This window comes from Corallococcus terminator (genome assembly GCF_049194865.1).
GTDB classification, from domain to species: Bacteria; Myxococcota; Myxococcia; order Myxococcales; family Myxococcaceae; genus Myxococcus; species Myxococcus terminator_A.
Genome location: NZ_JBLZWL010000056.1, coordinates 64,164 through 88,794, shown reverse-complemented (window position 1 = coordinate 88,794; position 24,631 = coordinate 64,164). Strand labels below are relative to the sequence as shown.

At 69.6% G+C, this 24,631-nt stretch carries 24 protein-coding genes; 10 read left to right on the top strand and 14 right to left on the bottom strand.

From position 1 onward, the window contains the following. The first annotated feature begins 31 nt into the window (after positions 1–31). From ACN469_RS18505 to ACN469_RS18490, 4 genes are all read left to right on the top strand, one after another. Positions 32–637, top strand: a complete 606-nt coding sequence (locus ACN469_RS18505; RefSeq protein ID WP_498769707.1) for a hypothetical protein — start codon at positions 32–34, stop codon at positions 635–637. Between the two features lie 77 nt (positions 638–714). Beyond that, positions 715–1,353, top strand: coding sequence for a hypothetical protein (locus tag ACN469_RS18500; RefSeq protein ID WP_498769705.1), 639 nt, complete (start codon positions 715–717; stop codon positions 1,351–1,353). A 145-nt stretch (positions 1,354–1,498) separates the two neighbouring features. Beyond that, complete coding sequence (locus ACN469_RS18495) at positions 1,499–2,200, top strand: hypothetical protein (RefSeq protein ID WP_498769703.1); 702 nt, start codon at positions 1,499–1,501, stop codon at positions 2,198–2,200. 120 nt (positions 2,201–2,320) lie between these two features. After that, the gene (locus ACN469_RS18490; protein WP_498769701.1) at positions 2,321–3,316 is read left to right on the top strand and encodes an Ig-like domain-containing domain; all 996 of its coding nucleotides are present in this window, start codon (positions 2,321–2,323) and stop codon (positions 3,314–3,316) included. A 14-nt stretch (positions 3,317–3,330) separates the two neighbouring features. Here the strand turns inward: ACN469_RS18490 and ACN469_RS18485 are convergent, their stop codons facing one another. Beyond that, on the bottom strand, positions 3,331–3,924 hold the full coding sequence (locus ACN469_RS18485; RefSeq protein WP_498769699.1) for a Crp/Fnr family transcriptional regulator: 594 nt from the start codon (positions 3,922–3,924) through the stop codon (positions 3,331–3,333). Positions 3,925–3,990: 66 nt separating this feature from the next. Here ACN469_RS18485 and ACN469_RS18480 point away from each other — a divergent pair, with 66 nt between their 5' ends. Then, positions 3,991–5,238, top strand: a complete 1,248-nt coding sequence (locus tag ACN469_RS18480) for a sterol desaturase family protein (protein ID WP_498769697.1) — start codon at positions 3,991–3,993, stop codon at positions 5,236–5,238. Positions 5,239–5,243: 5 nt separating this feature from the next. Here ACN469_RS18480 and ACN469_RS18475 read toward each other — a convergent pair whose 3' ends face one another. Further along, positions 5,244–6,044 carry a hypothetical protein gene (locus ACN469_RS18475; protein WP_498769695.1) on the bottom strand — a complete coding sequence of 267 codons (801 nt, stop codon included), beginning with the start codon at positions 6,042–6,044 and terminating at the stop codon, positions 5,244–5,246. A gap of 139 nt (positions 6,045–6,183) precedes the next feature. After that, positions 6,184–8,760 (bottom strand): TonB family protein, encoded by a 2,577-nt coding sequence (locus ACN469_RS18470; RefSeq protein ID WP_498769804.1) that lies wholly within the window; start codon positions 8,758–8,760, stop codon positions 6,184–6,186. Between the two features lie 153 nt (positions 8,761–8,913). Here ACN469_RS18470 and ACN469_RS18465 point away from each other — a divergent pair, with 153 nt between their 5' ends. Both ACN469_RS18465 and ACN469_RS18460 read left to right on the top strand, forming a co-directional pair. Continuing rightward, on the top strand, positions 8,914–9,792 hold the full coding sequence (locus ACN469_RS18465) for a hypothetical protein (RefSeq protein WP_498769693.1): 879 nt from the start codon (positions 8,914–8,916) through the stop codon (positions 9,790–9,792). 66 nt (positions 9,793–9,858) lie between these two features. After that, positions 9,859–10,452 carry a DUF2378 family protein gene (locus ACN469_RS18460; RefSeq protein WP_498769691.1) on the top strand — a complete coding sequence of 198 codons (594 nt, stop codon included), beginning with the start codon at positions 9,859–9,861 and terminating at the stop codon, positions 10,450–10,452. Positions 10,453–10,552: 100 nt separating this feature from the next. Here the strand turns inward: ACN469_RS18460 and trxA are convergent, their stop codons facing one another. The 6 genes from trxA to ACN469_RS18430 form a co-directional block, all read right to left on the bottom strand. Then, entirely contained in the window at positions 10,553–10,933 is a 381-nt protein-coding gene (gene trxA / locus ACN469_RS18455) for a thioredoxin (RefSeq protein WP_498769689.1), read from the bottom strand. A gap of 39 nt (positions 10,934–10,972) precedes the next feature. After that, positions 10,973–11,299 (bottom strand): FKBP-type peptidyl-prolyl cis-trans isomerase, encoded by a 327-nt coding sequence (locus tag ACN469_RS18450; RefSeq protein ID WP_498769687.1) that lies wholly within the window; start codon positions 11,297–11,299, stop codon positions 10,973–10,975. A 146-nt stretch (positions 11,300–11,445) separates the two neighbouring features. Further along, positions 11,446–12,588: an outer membrane protein gene (locus tag ACN469_RS18445; protein WP_498769685.1), complete on the bottom strand. Its 1,143-nt coding sequence runs from the start codon at positions 12,586–12,588 to the stop codon at positions 11,446–11,448. 150 nt (positions 12,589–12,738) lie between these two features. Then, complete coding sequence (gene nadE, locus ACN469_RS18440) at positions 12,739–14,631, bottom strand: NAD(+) synthase (protein ID WP_498769683.1); 1,893 nt, start codon at positions 14,629–14,631, stop codon at positions 12,739–12,741. A gap of 108 nt (positions 14,632–14,739) precedes the next feature. Continuing rightward, complete coding sequence (locus ACN469_RS18435; RefSeq protein ID WP_498769681.1) at positions 14,740–15,399, bottom strand: LON peptidase substrate-binding domain-containing protein; 660 nt, start codon at positions 15,397–15,399, stop codon at positions 14,740–14,742. Positions 15,400–15,539: 140 nt separating this feature from the next. Continuing rightward, positions 15,540–16,181: a TetR/AcrR family transcriptional regulator gene (locus tag ACN469_RS18430; RefSeq protein WP_498769679.1), complete on the bottom strand. Its 642-nt coding sequence runs from the start codon at positions 16,179–16,181 to the stop codon at positions 15,540–15,542. 75 nt (positions 16,182–16,256) lie between these two features. Here ACN469_RS18430 and ACN469_RS18425 point away from each other — a divergent pair, with 75 nt between their 5' ends. Next, entirely contained in the window at positions 16,257–17,543 is a 1,287-nt protein-coding gene (locus tag ACN469_RS18425) for a serine hydrolase domain-containing protein (protein ID WP_498769677.1), read from the top strand. Positions 17,544–17,548: 5 nt separating this feature from the next. Here ACN469_RS18425 and ACN469_RS18420 read toward each other — a convergent pair whose 3' ends face one another. Then, positions 17,549–18,514 (bottom strand): AraC family transcriptional regulator, encoded by a 966-nt coding sequence (locus ACN469_RS18420; protein ID WP_498769675.1) that lies wholly within the window; start codon positions 18,512–18,514, stop codon positions 17,549–17,551. A 98-nt stretch (positions 18,515–18,612) separates the two neighbouring features. Between ACN469_RS18420 and ACN469_RS18415 the strand changes: the two genes are divergently transcribed. Then, the gene (locus tag ACN469_RS18415; protein WP_498769673.1) at positions 18,613–19,596 is read left to right on the top strand and encodes a quinone oxidoreductase family protein; all 984 of its coding nucleotides are present in this window, start codon (positions 18,613–18,615) and stop codon (positions 19,594–19,596) included. 28 nt (positions 19,597–19,624) lie between these two features. On the opposite strand, the gene espC is transcribed toward ACN469_RS18415, so the two are convergent. After that, positions 19,625–22,033 (bottom strand): serine histidine kinase EspC, encoded by a 2,409-nt coding sequence (espC, locus tag ACN469_RS18410; RefSeq protein ID WP_498769802.1) that lies wholly within the window; start codon positions 22,031–22,033, stop codon positions 19,625–19,627. A 257-nt stretch (positions 22,034–22,290) separates the two neighbouring features. Between espC and ACN469_RS18405 the strand changes: the two genes are divergently transcribed. Continuing rightward, positions 22,291–22,512: a DUF5683 domain-containing protein gene (locus tag ACN469_RS18405; RefSeq protein WP_234068031.1), complete on the top strand. Its 222-nt coding sequence runs from the start codon at positions 22,291–22,293 to the stop codon at positions 22,510–22,512. 68 nt (positions 22,513–22,580) lie between these two features. On the opposite strand, the gene ACN469_RS18400 is transcribed toward ACN469_RS18405, so the two are convergent. The 3 genes from ACN469_RS18400 to ACN469_RS18390 all read right to left on the bottom strand — a co-directional run bounded on the left by ACN469_RS18400 (position 22,581) and on the right by ACN469_RS18390 (position 24,596). Further along, positions 22,581–23,498, bottom strand: a complete 918-nt coding sequence (locus tag ACN469_RS18400; RefSeq protein WP_498769671.1) for a hypothetical protein — start codon at positions 23,496–23,498, stop codon at positions 22,581–22,583. Beyond that, a complete protein-coding gene (locus ACN469_RS18395; RefSeq protein ID WP_498769669.1) occupies positions 23,495–23,923 on the bottom strand; it encodes a hypothetical protein in 429 nt (142 codons plus the stop codon). Before ACN469_RS18395 ends, ACN469_RS18400 begins: the two co-directional genes overlap by 4 nt. 121 nt (positions 23,924–24,044) lie before the next feature. After that, positions 24,045–24,596, bottom strand: coding sequence for a hypothetical protein (locus tag ACN469_RS18390; RefSeq protein WP_498769667.1), 552 nt, complete (start codon positions 24,594–24,596; stop codon positions 24,045–24,047). Positions 24,597–24,631: the final 35 nt, after the last annotated feature.

Below are 24,631 nucleotides of genomic sequence, written 5' to 3'. Positions count from 1 at the left end.
CCCCAGCAGTCCCACAAGGAGAAGTCCCTCGATGAAGTCTCAGTCCCTGTTCCAGAAGTCCCTGCTCGCCACCAGTGTCGCGCTCCTCCTCACCGGCTGCGGCACCACCGCCGCCGAAGAGGAAGTCGCCCAGCCCGAGCTGTCCACCGACGAGTCCGCGCTGCTCGGCATGCTGCCCTCCTGCGAGGAGCCGGAGGAGCTGGCCGAAGTCGTGGAGCACGCCTGCATCCACGCGGAGCTGGGGCCCTTCGAAGCCGCCACCGCCGCCGCCCTGGGCGCGCCCGTGCTGGTGGACGTCAGCACGCCTCACACCGCGTACAACCTCACGCTCCCGTGGAACACGAACTCCTGGGGCTGGGCGGGCCGCGTGTCCTTCCTCCCCGACGAGTCCGGAGAGTTCGCCTTCATGCTGTCGCGCCACCGGGGCCTGCGCATCTACGACGCGGCGACGGGTCTCGAAGTCGCGCGCGAGTGCCGCTACCAGGTGCCCACGGACGTGTGTGACGTGCTGAAGACGGCCGTCATCGCGGACCTGGAGGCCGACACCGAGTACTACCTGGAGTTCCGCTCCATCCTGAGCCGCAACGCCTCCTTCACGCTCGTCGTCGAAGAGGCCGGGCACCACCACGAGGAGTAGTCCTCGTCGTCTCACCCCCCAGCGGGTGCCCGGAGCGCTCCGGGCATTCCGCCCACCTCTTCATGGAGAGCTCCCGCATGCGATTGAACCTCCGTGCCCTTCTGGTCTCGTGCGCCATGGCGGTCTCCGCCTGCGATGGTGGCGAGACGCCCCCGAACGTCGAGCCCGAGCCGCAAGACCCGTGCGCTCCCAATGGACACATCCACCGTGAGGCCGAGGGTGACTGGTGTCACTGCAACAAGGGCCACGTCGCCGCGCCCCAGGGCCTCGCCTGTGTCGTGGACCCCAACTACGTCCCCAGCGACGGCTTCGACTTCGGCGACAACGGAGAGCACGCCTGCTGGCACGTCTCTCACGGCCCCTACGTCACCGTGGCGGCCACCACCAGTCGCAACCCGCGCGTGGACGACTTCCACACGCACTACACGGTGAAGCTCCGCGAGGAGAACGGCCAGTACACGGGCACCTTCAGCTACAAGGCCTTCGCCAGCGGTGACTTCGTCGTCTACCTCAGCACGCCCGACGTGCCCGTCACCTGGGTCGAGACCGCCATCCAGACGCAGCTCACCCCAGCGGGAACGAAGCCCACGGGCGACTTCTGCTCGGGCCTGCGACACATGGTCGGCTACGAGCTGACAGACCGCGTCCAGTACACCCTCACCCTGGGCCCCACCTCGCTCTCCGAGGTCGGCATGGTCATCGAACACCTCGAATAGCCATGCACGCCCGTCCAAGGAAAACGTCCGCCTCGTTATTGCAACTCAATTACATTTAAGTCATGAATGCCCGCGCCGTGGAGTGGCGGTGGATGCCAGCTTCGGTGCCCGCGCGTCGCGCCCGGCGTTTGAAAGGAACCCCACAATGAAGATGCTGAAGCAGACCCTTTGCGGTGCGTTGCTCGGGCTGTCGCTGGCGGCCTGCGGTCCCGTGGACGAGGCGGAGCAGGAGTCGGCGGGCCAGTTGGAGGCGTCGCTGGAGGCGGGCTGCGTGTCGGTGGATGACACGCTGATGACGACCCACGCCTGCACCCACTCGAACAACAGCGGGGACAACGTGAACGTGACGGCCAGCGCCACGCGCGTCGCCACCGCGCCGGACATCAGCACGACCCACAAGCACTACACGCTGTCACTGCCGTCGGGCGCGGAGGGCTCGGTGACCTTCACGCCCGGTTCCCCGTCGGGCCTCGCCGTGGAGTCCATCGCGTTCTACCTGACGCAGAACGTGGCCTTCACGGTGGTGGACACCACCACCAGCGCCACCGTGTCCGCGCTCATCAGCGAGTCCGTCTCCGAGACGGGCTGCGCGCTGATTCAGGCCCGTGTGTATGACCTGGTCCCCGGCCGCGAGTACATCCTCGCCACGGGTCCGGCGACGGGGAATCAGGTCCGCATCGTCCACGAGAACCTCTACGACAACCGGGACCGCTTCTATCGGGACCAGGACGGCGACGGGTACGGCGTCAACACGCCCGTCTACCGCTTCGCCTGCGAGGTGAACTCCGGCTACTCGAAGACGCGCTTCGACTGCGACGACACGAACCCCGCCATCTTCAACTGCTGAGCCTCACCCCATCGCAGCCAAGGCCCACCGTGGCCCCTCCAGCGGGGCGTCCTCAGTGTTCGAGGGCGCCCCGCGCTTCACCCGTCCGTCCCAGCTTCTCCCGCGAGGAAACACCCGACCATGCGTCTGTCCCACGTCGCCGCCCTGCTCTCCACCTGCGCTGTCCTGACCCTGACGGGCTGCGACAACGACGACCCCATCAATCCCAGTCCCGATGCGGGCACCCCGACGGATGCGGGCCCGGACGCGGGTCCTCCGCCGGATGCGGGCACCCCGACGGATGCGGGCCCGGATGCGGGAGGTGACACCACGAAGCCCCACGTCACCGCGTCCAGCCCCGAGGAGGGCGCGACGAACGTGCTGCCCGTGCAGACCTACAAGGTGGTGGACACGACGAACACCAGCCTGCGACGGCTCGTCAGCGTCTCCTTCAGCGAGCCCATGGACTCCACCGCCGCGCAGGTGACGCTGCTGGACGTGAGCGTGCCCGCCAACACCGCGCGGGTCCTCACGGGTAGCTGGTCCGAGGATGCGCTGACCTTCTCGCTCTCCATTCCACGTCCCGAGGCCGACCTGCCGCCGCTGGAGGAGGACAACCGCTACTCGCTGGACCTCACGTCACTGCGAGATGTCGCGGGCAACACGCTGGACGCGGCACACGCGGGACTCGGCAATGGCCGACTGGACTTCACCACCGGAGAGCGGGACCGCGTCACGGAGCACGCCTGCGGGCACGCGCTGCTGGAGGCTCCCGTGGCCGTGAGGGCGGGTGCATCTCCGACGACGATGTATCCCGCGACGGACTCGCCTCACGAGTTCTACGAACTGACGCTGCCAGCGAGCGGAGCGTCGTTCCTCGGATACTCGGAGGTTGTCTCCGCGGAGCGCGACGCGCCGGTCATCATGTACTTGAGCCACGACGTCCCCGTGGTGATTCACGACGTGACGGAGAGCGAGACGGTGATTGCCTCCGCCGTGACGCCGGCGCCCGCCGTGTGCCTCCCCGCGATTACCCACACGCTGAAGTTCACCGCGCCCGCCGGAGACCGCTTCCTGCGCCTCACCTACGGCCCGACGCCGCTGGAGAAGTTCACCTTCGTCTTCGAGCGATACTGACGCCGCGGTGAAGCTCACTCCGTGCGCTTGCGCTTGCGCTTGCGCGACATGATGCGACTCAGGGCCACCTCGGTGATTCCGAGGTAGGCCGCCACGTCGCGCTGCGGCACGCGCCCGCGCAGGTGCGGGTGCTCCGCCCAGAAGGTGTCCAGCCGCTCCTCCGCGGACAGCTCCAGGAACTCCTGCTCCCGCTTCTCCTTGAGCAGGAAGTGCCGCTCGGCGACACGGCGCGCCACGCGCACCCAGCATCCGTGGCCCTCTTCCAGCGTCTGGAAGTCCTGCGTCCGGAACACCAGCACCCGTGCGGGCTCCAGCGCCTCGATGGACGTCATCGACGCCATGCGTTGGAGCATCTCCGCATACGCGCCCAGGAGTTCACCCTCCGCGCGGAAGGCCTTTACTGTCTCGCCGCCTCGCGCCGACACACGCACCAGACGGAACACCCCCTGGAGCACCACCGCGAAGCGGTCCGCCGCGTCACCGGGGCGCAGGAAGTGGGCCTTGCGCTCCACCGCCTGCTCTCTCGCGAGCGACTCGGCCCTCTCCCACTCACTCTCGGGAATGGGACCGAGCGGGGACAGCTGCTCGTAGAGCTTCGGGAATCTCACGGGGACGAGGACGGAGGTTAACCCAGGTTAAGGCGGCAATCGAGCCGGGCGCCGTACACCGGAGCCATGTCCATCAACGTCTACGCGATTGCCACACCCTTCGTCATCGCCCTGGCGTTGGGCGAGTTCATCTACTGCGTGGCGAGGCGCAACGGGTACTACAGCTTCCAGGACTCCATCGCGAGCGTGGGCACCGCCGTCCTGAACCAGTGCGTCAACGTGGCGGTGGCGCTGCTGATGCTGCCGCTCTTCACGATGCTGGGGCAGTTCGCGCCCTGGAAGATTGAAGTCGCGTCCCCTTGGGCGCTGCTCGGTCTCTTCCTGGGGGTCGACTTCCTCTTCTACTGGTTCCACCGCTTCGGCCACCGCACCAACATCGGCTGGGCCGCGCACTCGCCGCACCACTCCACCGAGGAGCTGAACTACGCGGTGGCCCTGCGGGCCAGCGTCACGCAGCGCATCTTCTCGTTCCTGTTCTACTGGCCGCTCGTCATCGTCGGCTTCTCGCCCGAGGCGGTGCTGGCCATGGTGGCCTTCCACCTGGTGCTCCAGTTCATCCCCCACACGCGCGTCATCCCCAAGCTGCCCCGGTGGATTGAGTCGTGGCTCAACACGCCCTCACACCACCGCGTGCACCACGCGCGCAATGACCTCTACATCGACAAGAACTACGCGGGATTCCTCATCATCTGGGACAAGATGTTCGGCACCTACGCCGACGAGACGGAGGAGTGCTCCTACGGGGTGACGTCCCCGCCGAACACCTGGGACCCCACCGTCATCAACTTCCAGTTCTGGGGGAAGCTCTTCAGTGACGCGGTGAAGACGCGCAGCTGGTGGGACCGCCTCCGCCTCTGGGTGATGCCCACCGGCTGGCGCCCCGCCGACCTGCCGGCCCGCGAGGCGACCCCGTGGAAGCGTGAGGGCGTGGAGGTGAAGTTCCAGTCCACCGAGCTGCCCAACATCCGCGGCTACCTCGTCTTCCAGATGATTGCGTCGATGCCCTTCATGCTCCTGGTCAGCCACCACGCCTCGCCGCTCGCGGGCTGGCAGAAGCTGATGCTCAGCGTCCTGTTCTGGGGCATGGCGACCGCCTGGGGCGGGATGATGGAGTCCAAGCGCTGGGGCCTGCCGCTGGAGATGGCTCGCGTGTTCGCCATGGGCGGCGCCGTGACGCTGTGGCTCGTCCAGGCGGGCTCTCCGCTGTCCTGGCGAGCCCTCACCGTGGGCTGGCTCGCCGTCACCCTGGTGTGGATCAGCGTGGCGCGCGCGAGCAGCCGGAGTCCCGTACCCGTGGCGCGCGGAATGAGCTGAGCCGCTCAGTCCGCCCCGGGCTCCCAGGCGCCCGAGAAAGCAGTGAAGCGCCGCACGTTGACGGACAGCGCGCGGTGCACCTGCGTCTCGGGCGTGACGTCCACCGGACTCCCGTCAGCCGGAGGCGTCAGCCGGTCGAAGTGCGCTCCCTCGAACCACTGATGAGGGCGGACCTCCACGACGAAGAGTCCGTCGTCATCCAGGTCCGCATCCACGGGCACGAAGTCCACGCGCTGGAGCTCCACGGGCGGCGGGAAGTCGAGCGCCACACGGAAGGGCACCCGGGCTTCTCCTCGAAAGGCCGTGCCCGCCAGGAGCACCGAGTGGCCTTCGAGCGAGGCCGCCTCCTCACCGAGTGCTCGCGACGGAGGCTGGAGCAACAGCGAGAAGGAGCGCGCCCGGCCCGCGATGCCCGGTGCGAGCCCCAGCACCTGCGCCTCTCTTCCGGAGAGCAGGTCGAACACCACCTCGCGGTCCCACTCCCCGAGCACCGTCCCGCCCGAGAAAAAATCTCCGTCATGTGCATGAGCCGCGGGCACGAGCACGTTCAACAGTGACTCGAGGACGCGCCGCGTCTGCTGCTGGAGCGGCGAGGGCTTCTCGAAGAGGTAGATGGGCCCGAGCACCATCCGCGCGGAGTCGAGCCGCACGTTCCAGCCTGTATCGGTGGTGAACTCGCCCACGCGTGAGGCCTCGGGCGCGAGCGCGGTGCGCAGCCCCATGCGGAAGATGATGCCCCGTCCACCCGTTCCGGACAGGCCGCACGCCGAGCCACCACCGACGAGCGCCGCGCCCATGAACAACATGAAGGCTCGACGGGAGCTACGAAGCGCACGTGTCACGGGAGGCCCTCCGGCGAGTCCCCGCACAGCGGAGCGCGGTGTCGCGCCAGGGCTGGCATCGTCCGCGACCAGGCGGGCTCGTGGGGTAGCTGGGACGTGTGCCTCATGGAGCGTCCTCCTCGAAGTCGAGATACAGCGTGAAGGTGCCTCGGAAGGTGCGCGGGGCTCCGGCGGAGAAGTGCCGCGTGGCCAGCAGTGACGCGGGCGCGTCGGGGCCCCGGAAGTTGGAGACGTAGTTGAGCTCCGTCTCACGCCAGCGCGCGTCCAGCACGTTCTCCACGGACACGCCCAGCTCCATCCAGTCCCAGCGAGCACGCGTGCCCACGTCGAAGAGGAACACGGGCTCGCTGTAGCGATTGAGCGGCAAGGGCCTCGGCCCCACCGCGCTGTGTCCCAGCGCCACGTTCCACCCGAGCCGCTCGCTGCCCACCGTGACGTGGCCTCGCACCGAGGCGTCCACCCGTCCCAGCAGCGCGGGGATGTACGGCATCACCGCGCCGTCCCACAGCTTCCACGACGACGCCCCCGGCACAGGCAGCGTCGCGCGAGCCCACGCAATCGAGGCCTGCGCGTCGAGCCAGTCGGCCCACTGCAACCGCCCGGTGGCGAAGGCCCCCAGTCGCTGCGAGGCGCCGATGGGCTGGTTGCGCCCCAGTCGCTCGTCGAAGACGAAGTCCTGGGACACGCGCGTGGCGAAGACCGCGCCGCGTGCCTCCAGCGAGTACGGCCGAGCCTCGCCCTCCAGCCTCCAGCCGAGCCCCGTCTCTCCCGAGGCGACCCGCGCATACGGCGCCAGCTCCGCGTCCGACAGCGCGGCGGCGTCACTGGAGCGCGCACCCAGCCCCGCGCTGGTCAGCCACGTGAGCCGAGGTGACAGCTTCACCTCCGCGCTGGCCCGGGGACTGGCGAAGAAGCCATAGGCATCCAGGGACTCCTCGGGGATGCGCGGCCCATCACGGTCCACGGCGGGACGGTTCAGGTCCTCCACGCCGAACAGGAATGTGTCCAACCGAATGCCGACGCGCAGGGCCAGCCAGTCGAGCGGCTGCACGCGAAGGGAGGCATATCCGCCCAGGTTCGTGGTGCGCACCTGGTTGTCGAACAAGGTGGAGTACGGCGCGCCGCCGCTGTCCCGCAGTCGTCGCGAGCGCGTGCGGACATCGTCGTAGCGAGCCACGTAGCCCAGCTCCAGCGGACGCGACTGTCCCAGCAGGGTGAGCCCCGGGATGTAGCGTCCGCGCAGCCCCAGGGTGCTGCCCCGGTAGTAGCCCTCCGTGCCGTCTCCGCGCTGCACGTCCTCGCCCGGAGGCGTGTCCTGGATGAAGCCCGTGAAGTTGTCGCGGATGCGCGTCTGCCGCAGTACCACATAGCCTTGCTGCACCATCCTGCCGCCGCGCTTGAGCCGCGACTGAAGCTCCGCGGAGACGAGGTGACGCTGGCTCGCGCCACCCTGGTTCTCGTCATAGAAACAGAAGAACTGCGAGTCCGCGTCCGCCGCGCACGGCAACCGCGCATCCACCACGTCCGTCTCCCGCACCACGCCCGCCGACGCGAACCGGGCCCCATAGCTGGCGCCGAGCAATCGCAGCCGAGTGTCGTCCCCCAGCCGCAGCTCCACCTGCGCCATGGCGGTCGCGTTGGCGAAGGAGCGATTCGGACCGAAGCCCTGCCCCTGTCGCAGCAACAGCCCCACGAAGGTGGCCTCGCTGGACTCAGGCGGGCCCCAGACGAGCGCGAGCCGACGCGAAGCGAAGCTGCCGAAGCCGGCTGAAGCGGTGAGCCCGCGACGCGCGAGGCCGAGCTGGTACTCCACCGTGCCCGCCACGCCGAAGTCACCTTGCGAGGCGTCATAGGGCCCCTCGGTGACGCGCAGCGAGTCCACCAGCTCCGGGATGATGAAGTACGTGTCCGCGTACCCGTGCCCGTGGGCATGGGAGACCTCGTTGAGGGGCACGCCGTTGAGGCGCATCTCCACGTCCTTGCCCTCGCCCGCGTCGAAGCCTCGGATGAACACCGTCTCCGCGTGGCCCTCACCTCCATGGTTGGCCAGCATCACCCCGGGCGCGAGCAACATCAGGTCGGACGCCGAGTTGCGCGGGACGTCCGCGAGCTGCCCCACCTCGATGTGGAAGTCCCCCACCGCGACGGGCGGCGGCGCCTCGGCCGCACCTCGAACCGTGGTGGAGAACACGGGAGAAGACGCTCCAGCGGACGGCTTCGGCGCGTCGGTGGATTCACCCTCGGGAACCTCCACCGGTGATGACCCCTCGGTCGGCACGTCCACGGCGCCCGCTCCCGTCTCCCCTTGCGACGCGTCCACGGCGGCGGCTCGCACGGACTCGGACCTCGACCGTTCCGACAGCGCCTCTCCGGCCAGCGCCTCGCGCGCTCGCGCGGGTGCGAAGTTGACCGGCACATCCACCTGCACCTCCAGTGGCACCGCACCCCGCCGAGCCGGCTCGAACCGCCAGCGCACCGCGGCCCCCATCGCCGCCCGGTCAAACACGGCGCCCGCCGACTCGCGCACCTCCACCCGCGACACCGCGCCCACGTCATCAATCGTGAGCCTCAGCAGCACCGTCGCCGGGTGCTCCAGCACCGGCGCATCCCCAGGCATCACCGGCGCCGCCGCCTCCACCGGGACCGGCGGCGAAATGGGCGGCTCCTCCAGCGCACCCATCGCACACAACACCACCATCGCAATCCACACGGCGAGGACCTCACTCCTGGGTTCGGCGGCACCCGGGACACCTCGCCACCGGAACGTCGACAGCCCGGAGATACATCACGGCCCGCTTGAATTGCAACTTGGTTACATATACACCCAAGAAACATGAAACTGAAATCGAGCGTCCCTGGCCTCTGCGCCGCGCTGGCGCTGACACTGGTGCTCCCTGCCTGTGACTCCGTGCCCCCTGGAGACGTGCGCGTGACGATGAGCGGTGGAGACGGCACCCAGCGGGGCCTGCCGGACACGCTCTTCCAGGACGGCTGGTCCGTGCAGTTCACCAAGTACCTCGTGTCGCTCGGGGACTTCACCCTGACGTCCGCCTCGGGCGAGGCGCGCGAGAGCCGCCGCCACGTGCTGGTGGACGTGCAGAAGGGCGACCTCCCGCTGACGGAGCTGACGGGCCTGCCGGCGGGCCGCTGGAACGTGGGCTTCCGGGTGAGCCCGCCCCGCGACGACACGGAGCTCGCCGACGGTCAGGTCTCCGCCGGAGACCTGGCGATGATGCGCGAGCGCGGCTTCAGCTACTGGGTGGAGGGCCGCGCGGTGAAGGCGGGCGTGGGCATCTTCGACTTCCGCATGGGCTTCCCCGTGGAGGCACGCATGGTGGACTGCATCAACGGGGTGGATGGCACCCAGGGCATCATCGTCCCGGAGGGCTCCCGCGCGGACGTGGAGGTCACCATCCACGCGGAGCACATGTTCTACGACAGGTTGGGTACCCACAAAGGCGTGCAGCTGCGCTTCGACGCCATCGCCGCCACCGCCAGCCCGGAGCGCCTCATCACCCCGGAGGGGCTCGCCGCACAGCACCTCACCGACTTGAAGGATGCCCAAGGTCAGGAGCTTCGCGACGCAGCGGGTCAGCCCGTGATGTATCTGCCGGGGGCGCATGATGTGCGCACGCTCCAGGAGTTCGTCACCCAGAGCATTGTCGACCAGGCTCACCTCAACGGAGGAGGTGTCTGCACGGTCGCCAAATGACAGGCCGACCCGCGGACACCCCACCCCCGCTGGACTTGGCTGGCCTCGCGCCGCTAGGAAAGTCTCATGGACTCTCCTCTGCACCTGCAAGCCCGCATGGCCCTCTGCCTTCCCGAGCACACGGTGCTCGATTTGTTCGTGCAGAGCCTCCGCGAGAGCATCGCCCAGCGGATGGGTCAGAACCTGGCGCGGGCCGCCGGAGCGCTCGTCCCCGGTGTCCCTTCGCGCGGCGCGCCCTCGCACCGCCCCGCCCGCGAGTACCTGGAGCTGCTCCACGAGGGCGCCAGCTCCGTGGAGCGCACGCTGGGCGAGGACTATTCCCACGCCGTGGAGCAGCTGTCCTTCACCGCCGCTGGCCACGTCTTCTCCGCGCCCGTGGGCGCCATGGTGATGGCCATCACCGGGGAAGACCCGCACCGCGGCCTGTCCGTGAGCTCGGGGCTGGCGGACGCCACCAGCACCTTCGGCGAGCGGGAGTACGAGCGCGTCTCCGACACCACCGCGCGCCTGCGCTTCAAGGACGAGTTCTTCGGCCCCGCGTGGTGCAGTGGCCTGGTGCGCGGTGGCCTGCTCAAGACGAACCCGGAGCGGCGCTTCCGCGTGGAGCTGGAATCCGGCGAGCCGCCCTACAAGGACTTCTCGCTGCTCATCCACTGGTAGCCCCTCTTTCGCGAGGGAGCCGCCGACTGGCCGGAAGCACCGCGAGACGCTTCCGGCCAGGGGCGCGGACGGGCGCAAGGCCCGCCCGACGGGGACCGGCTCAAGCCTTGGGGGCTTCCTTGCTCCGGCGCTCCTCGACTTCCTTCTTCACCTGCTCCATGTCGAGCGCGCGCACCTGGCGGACCAGGTCCTCCAGCGCGGCGGCGGGAAGCGCGCCAGCCTGCTCGAAGAGCAGGATGCCGTCACGAAACACCATCAGCGTGGGGATGGAGCGAATCTCAAACGCTCCGGACAGCTCCGGCTGCGCCTCGGTATCAATCTTCCCGAAGACGATGTCCGCGTGCTTGCCGGACGCCGACTCGAACGTGGGCGCGAAGATGCGGCACGGGCCACACCACGAAGCCCACCAGTCCAGGATGACGATGCCGCTCTTCCCGACTGTATCCTTGAAGTTGTCCTTGGTGATTTCCACCGTCGCCATGACGGCCCTCGTTTCTCCCCGCCAGCGCGGAGCGTGACTTCAGCGGACTTCCAACAGCTCCACCTCGAACAGCAGGGTGGCGTTGGGCGGGATGACACCACCAGCGCCGCGCGCGCCGTAGCCCAGCTCGGGCGGAATCGTGAGCTTGCGCACGCCGCCAATCTTCATCCCGGCGACGCCCTGGTCCCAGCCCTGGATGACCTGGCCCGCACCCAGCTTGAAGGTGAAGCCCTTGTCACCATGGTCCCGGCTGGCGTCGAACTTGGTGCCGTTCGTCAGCGTCCCCACGTAGTGCACGGTGACCGACTTGCCGGCGGTGGCCTCCGTGCCCGTGCCTACCTTCACGTCCTCGATACCCAAGCCCATTCCTTCTCCTGTTGCAGTAGAAGGCTCCACCTTAACTCGCCGCCCCCCGGGGCGCCGCACTGGAAAGCACAGTGGCGCGGGCCCGTTGGCTACCGGGCACCGCGCCACCGACTCACGCCAGGCGTGAAGAGCTCAGGCCGCCCGCGTCAGAACGTACCACCCACGCTGACGACGCCCTGGTAGCTGCCGCCGTTGCCAAAGTCGCCGCCGCCGGACTCGATGCCGGGGGCGAAGTCCTTGTCGAACAGGAAGTTGTAGTTGGCGCGCGCGTCCACCGTGAAGTTGCCCACGTGGCCCCGCAGACCCACTCCCGCCGGCACGGTGCCCACGGTGTCATCCCGGTAGCCCAGCGACTGGCCGCCCCGGAAGTTGTAATCGCTGATACCGATGCCACCCAGCACGTACGGCTGCCACGGGGTGGGGAACAGGCCCAGCGTCGCCACCGCGGTTCCACCGTTGCGCACGAGGTCAGGACCGTCCGTGCTCACCTCGCCGCGCTTCGAGTCGATGTCGTTGATGGCGCCGGTATAGCCCAGCTCGATGCCGAACACCTTGGACGGCCGGATGGCCGCCGTCACGCCCGCGGTGGGGCCCGGGTTGATCTGCGGTGCCAACGCGCCGGTGTAGCCTTCCACACCGCCGCCCACCAGCACGCTCAGACCGCGCATGTCGTTCTTGTCCTTCTTCTTCACCTCGAGCGGCTCGACAGGCTCCGCGGCATCCGCCGAGGGACGAAAGTCCGAGGGAGGAGGCGCCGCGACACCACTACCGCCAAAGGCATCGTCCTGGGGCTCGGCCGGGTATGACTCGGAGCGAGGCTCCACCGCGGGGCCCGCCTCCGGACGCGGCTGCGGCGAGGACTGCGGCGGCGGGGCCTGGAGGCCCTGGATGTCCTGCTGACCGCTGGAGCCGCTGCCACCCGTGCCCTGCTGCTGGGAGTCCTGGTTCACCGGCTCGCAGCGCAGCGGCATGTTCATCCGCAGCTCACCCTCCGCGGGAGGTGTGGCCTGACTGCCGCTGGACGAGTCGTCCTGCCCGCTCTGTCCGCTGCCGCCGATGCCCGAGTTGTCATCCGCGCCCATGGAGTCGGGCACGGGCTCGGTCTCGATGATGATGTCTTCCTCCTGATACGAGTCATCCACGGAGGTGTCCTGCGCTTGGGCCAGCAACACGCCCTTGCCTGTGTTGTCCGCGCTCGCCCTGGGTGGCGGGCAGTCGCCGTCCGAAGCCAGTGCCGAGGTACCGTAAAGGAGCGCCCCGATGGCGCCTGCCAGAATTTTCGCTTTCATCCAACCCTCCGTCGTCGAGTGGCTGACATGAAGCTTGTTGGCGAGGTCACATCCGGCAAGGCACACCTGGGAAGACTTCTCCCATGCGTGCCTCCTCGCTGAGCAGGCGACCGGGCGTGGAGCCCGGGCAACACGGTTGCACGAGCAGGCCTACTTCTCGCGCATCCACTCCGAGCTGGTGACGACGGGCAGTTGGAGCGCGCGCTCCCGGTCCAGGTCCAGGTTGCCGACGTGGAGCGACAAGGGGGACTGCACCCACTTGTAGATGGACTGGGTGAAGAGGCGGACGAACTTGTCCACATAGCCGCCCAGCCGCGCGGCCTCCACCTCCGGGAACATGGGCGTCAGCGCCTGGAGCATCTCCGCGGGCGTGAGCTTCTCGCTCGCGAACAGGTAGAAGCACGCATCCAGGATGGGGAAGGGCATCAGCTCCTCCTCACCCACCTGGTTGTGCGCCAGCTCCGGCCCCGCGGGCTTGGCGAGCACCTTGCGGATGCCCTCGTAGCCCGTCACCTCCTGGAGGTAGTCCAAGAGGTACATCACCACCGTCTTGGGCAGGTTGGAGATGACGGCGAGCGCGCCCATCAAGTCTCCGCCGATGGTGGTGTAGCCCACGGACTTCTCGCTCATGTTGCCCGTCTGGAGGAACAGGCCGCCGCAGGAGTTGCTCCAGTTCCACATGCGCTGGGCGCGCAGGCGGGCCTGGATGTTCTGCTCCGTAATCGGCGTGACGGGGGTGCCGTTCAGCATCTTCGCGGCCACGTCGCGCTCGCGCTCGAAGGCCTCGTCGATGGAGACACTCTGGAAGGACACGCCCAGCTCGCGGGCGATGGTCTCCGCCGCGTCGCGGGTGGAGTCGCTGGAGTAGCGACTGGGCATGTAGAACGCCTGGATGAGCGAGCCCGGGTTCTCCGGCCGCGCGCGCTTCGCGTAGCGGTGGGCGATGAGCAGCGTCAACAGCGAGTCACGTCCACCGGACAGGGCGATGCCCAGCACCTTGAAGGCGCGCGTCTTCTCGAAGTAGTCGCCCACGCCCAGGGAGAGCGCGTCCAGGACGTCCTCGCACAGCGCCTCGCGCGCGGGCCGCCGCTTGTCCGGAGCCGGCAGGAAGAAGCTGCGGTTGGCGGGCACGGGGTACGTCAGCGCCTCGCGCCGCGTGCGCACCGCCTCCGTGCAGTCCAGCACCGCCGAGGCCTGGCCTCCGGTGGTCAGCCACGCCTCACGGTCCACGCGCCACGTGGTGGCCTCGCCGCGCAGGCGCAGGGTGCGGTCCAGGTCGACGACGGCCGAGGCGAAGCCCTCCTGGAAGCGCGGCGTCTCCATGACGTGGCGGCCGTTCTGGTTGAGGAAGCCGCCGCCGTCGAAGATGAGGCCGTCGTTGCTGCCCACCGCGTTGCAGTAGGCGATGGTGCACTGGTGGTCCGCGGCGCGGGTGGCGATGAGCTCGCGGCGCGTCTCCACGAAGCCCAGCCGGAAGGGCGAGGCGGAGACGTTCACCACCAGCTCCGCGCCCGAGTACGTGCGCCGGCGCATGGGGCCGTCCGCGCTCCAGATGTCCTCGCAGACCTCCGGCGCGACGAGGCCGAAGTCGAACTGGAACAGGTAGTCGCCCAGCGGCACGCCGCGGTAGCGCTCCTTCATGCCCGGCTGGCCGCGGCCGAACGTCCGCGCTTCATAGAAGACGCTGTAGGTGGGCAGCTTCTCCTTGGGGACGAGGCCCAGCACATGGCCTCCGGCGACCACCGCCGCGCAGTTGAGGCGCTGGCCTTGGAGCGCCACGCCCACGCCGACGACGAAGACGGTGGGGAGCGCGACCGTCTCGCGCGCGAAGCGCTCCAGCTCCGGCCACTGCCGGTCGATGAAGCCCTGCCATTGCACCATGTCCTCGGCGGGGTAGCCGGCGAGGAGCTGCTCCTGGAAGACGCCCACGGTGACGCCGTCCTCGGACATCCGCTTCGCCAGGACCAGGGCCTTGTCCGTGTTGCGGACGAAGGCTCCGACGGTGGTGTTGACGCTGGCGATGCCGACTTTCACGAGCCGCATGGTTCTCCCGCTCCCCTTTCACTTCCGACGCAGGGCGCAGCAATGCTCGGAGCGCCGCACAAGGCAAGCCCCAAGCCCCAAGCCCCGAGAGCCACGGGGCGGACTTCGTCAGTTCAACGGGCCCGAGGGCCGCACGGGCTGGAGCCGGGCGATGAGGTCGCCCACGTCCTCCAGCACTGCCTCCAGCCGACTCTTCACGTCCAGCTCGGCGAGGAGCTGCTGGCGCCGCTCGGCCTCCGGGCTGATGGCGGAGGCCACCACGTCCGCGAGCCTGCCGCCCGTCGCGCGGGCCGTCACCGGCAGCAGGTTCTCCGCGAACGTCGGCGGCACGCGCCCGGCCAGCTCGAAGACGGCCTGACGCAGCCGCTCCTCCTCGGGCCCCTGGTACGGCAGGTCCGGCAGCGCCAGCGCCTGCACCTCGCGCCAGGCCTTGTCCGTGGTCAGCTCGGAGACCATGCGGATGCGGCAGACGCCTTGAAGGAGGATGTTGTAGCGCCCCTCCTCCACCTCTTCGTCCCAGACGATGACACCGGCGCACATGATGGACTGCATCGGCGGCCGGCCCTCGTACTTGCCTTCCCAGCCGTCCTCGAGCTGCGCCAGCGCCACCACGCGGTCCGTCGCGAGCGCGTCCTTCACCATGGCCCGGTAGCGGGGCTCGAAGATGTGCAGGGGAATGACGGTGTGGGGGAACAGCACCGCCGACGGCAGCGGGAAGACCTTCAGCGCGCTCGCGGCGGCGCGCTCGACGCGTTCTTGGGCGGTCATGTCGGGCATCCTTACCTGTGTTGATAAGCCTCTCGGACGCCCGTCGCACCGCAAACCCGCCACCCACCACGGCGTCCCCCGGCCTACCCGGCGCAACCCCCGGGATTCGCTGGGACTTTCCGGGTACGCCCCCGCGCCGACTACCGTGCGCGCGGGCGGCCAGCCCCTCCGCCCCAGGCCCGCATCGCCACGTCCACCAGCCCGAGCAGCTCCGCCTCGCTCGCGCCGTCCTGGGCCTGCACGGACATGCCCTGGATGATGGCGCCGTGGTAGCGGGCCATGGCGCTCGCGTCCGTCCCCGGCGGCAGCTCTCCAGCGGCGATGCCCCGGGCGATGCGCTCGCGAAACAGCTCCACCGCGCCCGCGCGGAGGCTGGCGACGAGGTCCGCCACGGGCTGGTGGGCCTCCGCGCACCGCAGGACGGCCGTTGAAATCATGCACCCCGGGGGGTGCTTGCGACGGGTGAAGATGCGAGCCGACTCGCGGAGCACCCGCTCGATGGCGCCCCGGGCGGTCGGCTCCTCGGTGAGCGCGCTCCACGTGTAGGCCCCGGGGCCCGTCTGGTAGCGCTCCAGGACGCTCCGGTAGAGCCCCTCCTTGGAGCCGAAGGCCGCGTACAGGCTGGGCGCGGTGATGCCCATGGCCCGGGTGAGGTCCGCCACCGACGCGCCCTCGTAGCCCAGCCGCCAGAACACCCCCAGGGCCAGGTCCAGCGCCTTCAGCTCATCGAACTCGCGGGGCCTCCCACGCGGGCGGGGGCGAGGGGTGGGGTCGATTTTCATAACGCTCACTATTGAAATCGGAAAACGGGCTCCCTATTTACATAACACCCGCTACACAAAAGGGAGTCCCGTCCGATGAATTCCATGTTCGCCACCTTCCTGGTGGCCGCTGGCCTTGGTGTGTCTCCCGCTACCCCGGTGAAGTCGGAGCCGCGCGCCGCCGTGGCGAGCGCTGTCACCTCGAGTCCCGGGTCCAGCGCTCTCGCGGCGAGCCTGGACCCGGTCATCGACAAGGCGCTCGCGGACCAGCGCATCGTCGGAGCCGTCGTCGTCGTCGCGAAGGACGGGGAGGTCCTCTATCGACGCGCCGCGGGCTTCGCGGACCGCGAGGCGAAGAAGCCCCTGCGTGAGGATGCGGTGTTCCGGCTGGCTTCGATGACGAAGCCGCTCGTCTCCGTCGCGGCGCTCGCGCTGGTCGACCAGGGGAAGCTGTCGTTGGAGGACCCCGTCACGAAGTGGCTGCCCACGTTCCGTCCCAGGCTTCCGGATGGACGCGAGCCCGTCATCACCGTGCGCCACTTGCTGACGCACACGGCGGGCCTGCGGTACGGCTTCAACCAGCCGGCCCTGGGGGCCTATGCACAGGCCAAGGTCTCGGATGGGCTCGACAATCCTCCGGGGCTCACGTTGGAGGAGAACCTGCGTCGCCTCGCCACCGTCCCGCTGACCTCGGAGCCTGGGGAGCAGTGGGCCTACTCGTTGGCCACGGATGTCCTGGGCGCCGTCGTCGCGAGCGCGGGAGGCGCGCCGCTGCCCCAGGTCGTCTCACGGCTCGTCACGCAGCCCCTGGGGCTCAAGGACACGGGCTTCCGCGTCAGTGACGTCTCGCGGCTCGCGACGCCGTACGCGAACGGCGAGGGAGCCCCGGTGCGCATGGACAAGACGCACGACATTCCCTTCGGCGCGAGCGTGGTCCACTACACGCCGGGCCGGGCCCTCGACACCCGTGCCTTCCCTTCCGGGGGCGCGGGCATGGTGGGGACGGCGAGCGACTACGTGAAGTTCCTGGAGGCGCTGCGCAAGGGTGGAGCGCCGGTGCTGAAGCCGGGCACCGTCGAGCAGCTCGGCGCCATCCACGTGGGTCCGGAGTCCCAGCCGCAGGGCCCGGGCTGGGGTTGGGGGCTCGCCTCGGCGGTGCTCATTGACCCGGCTCAGGCGCACAGCCCCCAGTCGGCGGGGACGTGGCAGTGGGGAGGCGCCTACGGGCACAACTGGTTCGTGGACCCGCGCAGTGGAATCACGGTGGTGGCGCTGACCAACACCGCGCTGGAGGGCATGTCGGGCGCGTTCCCTGGAGCCGTGCGTGATGCCGTCTACGCCGCCGCACAGGCGCCAGCGGCGACGCCTCCGGCGAAGCAGTGAGGCCTTCAGGCCTGTCGACGAAAGGCGCCAGGTGTCACGCCCACCCAGCGCCGGAACGCCTTGCCGAAGGAGCTCTCCGTCTCATAGCCCACGGCGCGCGCCACCTCCGCCAGCGCGACGTCCCGGCCGCGCATCAGCGCCATCGCCCGGTGCATGCGCCACCGGCCGATGTACGCCAGTGGTGCCTCGCCCACGAGTGACTTGAAGCGCTCCGCGAACACCGAGCGCGACATGCCCGCGAGCCGAGCGAGCCCCTCCAGTGTCCACGGTGCCTCGGGCTTCTCGTGGACACGCTGGAGCACCGTGCCGATGCGCGGGTCCACCAGCGCTCGCAGCCAGCCGTTCTCCCCGGAGGGCGACTCCAGATGCGCTCTCAAGGCCTGCACGAAGAGCACATCCGCGAGTCGGCTCACCACCGTCTCATGCCCAGGCTGCTTCGCCTCGATTTCGGCGGCCACGAAGCGCAGCGTCGACTCCAACCACCGAGGAGACCTGGGGTCATCCGCCCGGACGTGGAGCAGCGTCGGAAGGTGCTTCACCAGGGGGCTCAGCGTCTCGCCCTCGAAGGTGAAGGAGCCCACCATCAGCGTCACCGCCTCACCGCCCCCTCCGTAGTGCAGCAGGCCGCCGCAGCGGATGGGCTGACGCGTCGCATAGACCTCCGCGATGGGCAGCGCGCGGGTGCCACGCCGGTCCTTCAACGTGAACTTCACGTTGGCGGGGATGAACACGAAGTCACCGCCCGCCAGCGACAGCTCCCGCTCGTCCGTGGACAACAGACAGTGGCCACGCATCACCGCGTAGAACAGCGGGAACGGAGAGCCATCGATGCGCATGCCCCACGGCGCCGTCAGCTCGTAGCGCGCGTGCACGCGGCTGCGCAGGTGCACGCCCTGGAGTACGTCCGCGAGGACATCGAGCCCGGGCGTTTCGCCGGATGGTTGGACGAGAGAAACGGACTTCTGGCGCATGTTCGTCCTTTCTCCCGGGACTATAGGTCCACTCACGCGACGGGCGTGGAAGCACGAGTCTCCTCGTCCCACGGCCCGCCGTCCGGGAGACAGACACCATGAAAGCGATTCGCCTGCACAGGTTCGGCGGTCCCGAGGAGCTGCGCCTCGACGACGTTCCCACGCCCACGCCCGGGGAAGGAGAGGTCCGAATCCGAGTGCACGCCTCGGGGCTCAACTTCACCGACCTGGGCCAGCGAGAGGGCCGCATGCCCGGCACGCCGCCGCTCCCCTTCGTCCCAGGGCTGGAGGCCGCTGGAGTCGTGGACGCTCTCGGCCCCGGCGTTCAGGGGCTCACGAAGGGAACCCGAGTCGTCGCGATCCTCCCAAATCAAGGCGCCTTCGCGGCCTACGCCATCGCGCCGACGGCCACGGTGCTCGCCCTTCCCGACGCGGTCTCCTTCGAGCAGGCCGTCTGTCTTCCAGCGCAGGCTCCCACGGCGCTGCTCGGGCTGCGCGAAGGCGCGCGACTGCGCGAGGGCGAGTCGGTCTACATCCCGTCCGCGGCTGGAGGGGTGGGGACGTTCCTGGTGCAGCTCGCGAAGCGGATGGGCGCCTCCCGTGTCATCGGTGGCGCGAGCACTGAAGCCAAGCGAGACCTCGTCCTGCGCCTGGGCGCGGATGCGGCCGTGGACACGTCCCAGGCGGACTGGCCCGCGCAGGTTCGCGAGGCCACCGGTGGACTCGGAGCGGACGTCGTCTTCGTCGCGGGCGGTGGAGAGCTTCCCGCCCGGAGCCTCCAGGCCCTCGCCTTCCGGGGACGGTTGGTGCTCTTTGGCGCGGAGAGCATGTTCGACACGCAGTGGAGCCGTGAGCAGATGACCGGGATGATGGCCCAGAACCAGTCCATCGGCGGCTTCGCCACCTTCACCCTGCCCTTCGAGCAACGTCAGGCGGCACTCCGTGAGGCGCTGTCGCTCGTCGAGCGAGGTCAGCTCCAGGCGGTCATCGGCCAGACCTTCCCGCTCGAGGCCGTCTCACAGGCCCATCGAGCGATGGCCGAGCGGAGCACCACCGGCAAGGTCGTCATCCGCGTCGACTGAGCACCCGTTCCTCCGGGTGGCGCCGCCCTCAGTGGCGCGCGCCACCCGCGCGGGCGACCACGGGCTCGTCGTCCTCGCCCCGCGCGTCGAGCGCGTCCAGCGCCGCATCCACCGAGGCCATCAGCACCTCCGGCCGCACGGGCTTCTCCAGCACCAGGTTCGGCACCGTCTCGATGAAGTTCCGCGTCTCCGCCGTGTACGCCCCACCGGAGATGAACACCACCCGCCGCGTCAGCTCCGGCGCCATCACACCCAGTCGCCGGTAGAGCATGGCGCCGTCCACCTCCGGCATCTGCAAGTCACACAGGATGACGTCGAAGCGATGCCCCGCGGACACCAGCGCCAGGGCCTCACTGCCTCGCGTCGTCATCACCATGTCGTGGTAGGGCTCGAGCAACAACCGCATCGACTGCGCCAGCCGGGGCTCGTCGTCCACCACCAGCACCCGGCCTCGTCGCCCCGTGGAGGGCACCGCCGGCTTGGCGCGCACCACCGGCCGGGGCGTCACCTCCACCTGCACCGGCGCCGCGGGCAGCAGCATGGTGAAGACGGAGCCCTTTCCCTCCTCGCTGCGCACCTCCAGCTCGCCCCCGTGCGTGCGGACAATCTGCTGACAGATGGCCAGCCCCAGCCCGGTGCCTTCACCGGTGGGCTTGGTGGTGAAGAAGGGCTCGAAGATGCGCGCCATCACCTGCGCGGAGATGCCCATGCCCGTGTCCACCACGTCCACGCGGGCCCGGCCCGTCACGTCCGTGCTGGTGCGCACGCGCACCTCGTGCAGGCTCGGGTTGCCCTCGGGCACCGCCTGCATCGCGTTGACGAGCAGGTTGAGCAGCACCTGTCCCAGCCGGGCCTCGCTGCCCAGCACCTTCGGCACCGGGCCGAACTCCTCCACCAGCCGCGCGCGGTGGCGCAGCGCATGGCTGATGATGCGCACCGCCGGAGGCACCAGCGCGTTGAGGTCCACCAGCGTCCGGTCCTGGTCCCCCTGACGGCTGAACACCTGGAGGTCGCGGACGATGAGGCGGATGCGCTCGGCGCCTTCCAGCGCGCCACGCACGCTCGCCTGCGCGTCCCGCTGTCCCAGCATCCCGCCCTCCGTCAGCGCGCGCGTGGCCGACTCCAGGTTCAGCACCAGGTAGGCCAGCGGGTTGTTGATTTCGTGCCCCACCCCGGCCGCCAGCGTCCCCACCGCGGCGACACGCTCGGCCGCCACCAGCCGCGCCTGCAGCTCCTTGGTGGCGGTGATGTCCCGGTGCGTGGCCACGAAGTGCGACACGTCCCCGCCCGTGGCGCGCACCGGCGACAACAGCACCTCCGTCGAGACAACGCGCCCATCCTTGCGCGGCACCGTCGTCTCCACGCAGAGCGACTCGCCCGCCAGCAGCGCCGCGTTCAGGCGCTGACACAGCCGAGGGTCCTGGTCGCCGTACAGCTTGCACGGGTCCTGCTCCACCAGCTCTTCCGGAGACCGCCCCAACAGCAGGCCGAGCGCCTCGTTGGCGAAGACGGTCCGCAGCTTGCCGGGGCCCTCCACCTCCGCGATGAAGACGCCCTCGTGCACGCCTCTCACGGTGGTGGCGAGCAGTTGGAGTTTCTCCACCGCGCGCCGTCGCTCCTCGCTCGCCGCCGCCAGCAACTGGCCCGTCACCGCGTTGACGACGACGAAGAGCTGGAGCACGAGCAGGTCCTGCTCCACGTTGCCCGAGGAGAACGGCCCCTGGCCTCGCACCGTGCCGGTGATGGCGACCATGGAGATGGCCAGGGTGGCCATCGCCGCGCCCCGAGGTCCGAAGCGCAGCGCCGCCAGCGCCGAAATGGGGAACAGCAGGAAGCTGGCCGCGTGCGCGAAGCCGGGCTGCAGGTTCCGGAAGAGGAAGATGCTCGCGCCCAGCACGGTGGTCAGCCCCGCCAGCGCCAGCGCCTCGCCTGGCCGGTGCGGCCAGGTGGGTCGGCTCAAGAGCAAGAGCGGCGGCGCCACCACGAGCACGCCCATCAAGTCCCCCACCCACCACACCCAGACCGCGCGGCCCAGCACCTCCGGAGGCAGCACGCCCCCCAGCAGCAGGCACAACGGCCCCACCAGCGAGCTGACCCCGGTGCAGACCGCACCCGCTCCCACGCACAGCACGACGACGTCACGGATGCGTGACAGGTCCGAGCCCATGCGCAGCCGACGTGTCAGCAACGCCCCGAGCACGGTGGCCAGGGTGTTCCCCGTGGCCACGCCCAGCGCCACCGACAGCGGCGCGCCCGTGGACGCGGTCGCCAGGAAGGCGCCCAGATAGATGCCCGGCCACAGCAGCGGACCGCGCAGCACCAGCGCCGCGAGCGCCACCCCGGTGGGCGGCCAGACGGGGCTGACATTTCCTCCCACGGTGGACAGGGAAAGGCCCAGCCGAGCCACGGCCAGATACACCCCAGCCAGGACCAGCATCTCCAAGAGATGCCGCCCGCGAAGCGCGCGTGCGCTGGCTCGAAGCAGCCCGATGATGACCATCCCCCCGGAAGACCCGTCCGCCGACCCGACGGGTTCACAAAGTGAAGTCCATGGTAGCGGGCCAGGCTCGGTATTGCACCTTCCCCCCGTCCCACAGGGCAGGCAAGCGTCCAGGAGCTGATAGGTCGGAAACACCTCGGCGATGCAATGGCTCTGGGGGCGGTGCGTAGGGACAGACAGGAGGTACCAAGACGATGTCGCGTCCCGGAATCGCAGCCCTGCTGTCCTTTCTCATCCCCGGTGTGGGGCAGATCTACAACGGCGACATTCTGCGCGGTGTCTTCTGGCTCATCATCACCCCGGGCTTCTGGATTGGCACGGGCGGGTGCCTGGGCTGGGTGTGCCACATCATTTCCGCCGCCACCGCGCACAACCGGGCGGAGGACAAAGAGAAGTACCGCGTCACCGTCGTGTAGCGACGGCATTCGCGGGGCGCGGGCCGGCTCTCAGGGGTAGTCGGCCCGCGCTTTTTTCTCCGCGCCGCTCAGCGCGAGAACAGCAGGATGAAGGTCGGAATCGCCGCGACGAGCAAGCCGACGACGAGCGCGAGCACCTGCTGGACGAAGAACAGGTCCTCCAGCGTCTCCACCAGGGAGACCTCCAGCCGGTCCACGGCCAGCGTCTCCAGTTCGTGCACCGCCGTCGCGGTGTCGGGCGCGGTGAGCACCGTGCGCAGGGCGACGGCGCCGAGGACGCGGTAGGACTGCTCCATGAGGAAGCGCTCCAGCCGCTCCGTGCGCGAGGGCGGCCCGGTGTCCTCCTCGGGAGGCTCGCGCAGCCGCTCGGCCACGGAGGACTCGACGGCTTGGATCAGCTCCTTGCGACCGAGCGGGCCCGTGCTCCGCAGGCGCCGGGCGACATGGAGCGCCGCGGGCTTGAGCACGGCATAGGCGTACCCCATCCACCCGCGCTCTTGTGCCTCCTCCGCGAGTCGGGAGCCGAGGCCGTTGAGCATCAGCGCATACCCGCCCGCCAGGGCCAGGGCGAAGGGAGTGAGCCCCAGGCTGAGGGCCTCCAGCCACCCGGGCGTCGGCGGCATGCCGAGCATGCGCGGCGCGAGGAGGAAGGTCCCCGCCAGGGCGAGCCCGAAGGTGCCGAAGAGGAAGAACCCCTTCACCGCGCCCCACAGCCCCGAGCCCACGAGCGCGGGCACCACGCCCACGAGCATCCGCAGGCCCGCGCGCGCCACGCCCTTCATGACGCGGCGATTGCTGGGGGGAGGGGCTTCGGTCGCCGCGTGTGGCTCGGACGTCGTCGACAACGACTCCAGCGGCGCGGAGAAAGGAGCCTGCTCCATCGACACCCCGTTTCCGGTGGCCGATTCCGAGCCTGACACTCCAGACGGTGCGGACTCCATCGTCCGCGCCCCCGAACCCGTCGTCGTCTTCACGGACGCGCTCACGCCACACGCTCCACCGGCGTCGAGTCCTCGCGCAGCTCCGCCACGGCCCACCGGTCCACGTCCTCTGGAGACGGAGGAGGAGGCAGCGCCACCTTCGCGTCCCGCCGCTTGCGCCACCACAGCAGGAGCGCCGCGCCGCCCAGGAGGACCGCGACGAACACGAGTCGAGGCAGCAGCCACGCCACCGTCCCACGCCGCGCGGACTCACGCTCCTCGCGCCAGGCCGTCCAGCTCCCCCAGGCCGCGAGCACGGCGGGAAACAGGGCCAGGGTCAGCAGTTCCTCGCGCCCGGGGCCCGGGACGAGCGCCATCAGCCCGAGCCACACCGCGAGAGCCCACAGCAGCACCCGGCCGAGGCGGAACTTCGACAGCCCCCGCAGGACATTCGCACCGGGCGGAGTGCCCTGGGTGTTCAAGTGATGCACCTCACGGCCCCATCGTAAGGGCCTCGAGCCGCGCGTGAAAGCCACGGCCCGTGTACGCCAACGCCAGGACCCGGAGCGTCCTCACGACTCCACCGTCCAGCCCCCCGCGAGGGGCTGGCACTCAAGGGTGATGGACACGGCGACGGGCCCTCATCTCCTGCGTGAGTCGCCACGTGGCGCCACCGTCGTCCGAGAGGAAGCCCCTCCACGTGAAGGAGTCCTCGGCCATGGCGGTGAACCTCCAGCGCAGCGCCTTGCCATCCGGGTCCGGCCCCTCGATGTGGATTTCGTCGCCCACGGCCTTGCCGTTGAGCACGACGAGATAACCCGCGGTGGCGCCCAGCCAGATGACACGCCACGTCCCTGTCTTCGGGTCGAAGTGACGCAGCGACGTGCCGATGCGACGCGCCCCCACGGCGGCGCTCAGTCCCTCCGGATTCGGATAGCTGAGCACGTCCTGGATGACACGTCCGTCCAGCACCCAGGAGAAGGACCACTCTCCGGGCTGGCGGAAGACCTCCTTCCCCGCCGCGTCGAAGAACGCGACGTCCATGTCCCAGGCGCCGACGAAGCGCCCGAACAGCGCGAGCGACTCGGCCTGCGCGGGCAGCGGTCCCTCCGCGCGGAGCAACTCCAGGGCCCGCTGCGAGAGCGGGGACTCGTGATGCGACATGATGCACGTCTCCCATTCGGGCCCCGAGGAAGCTC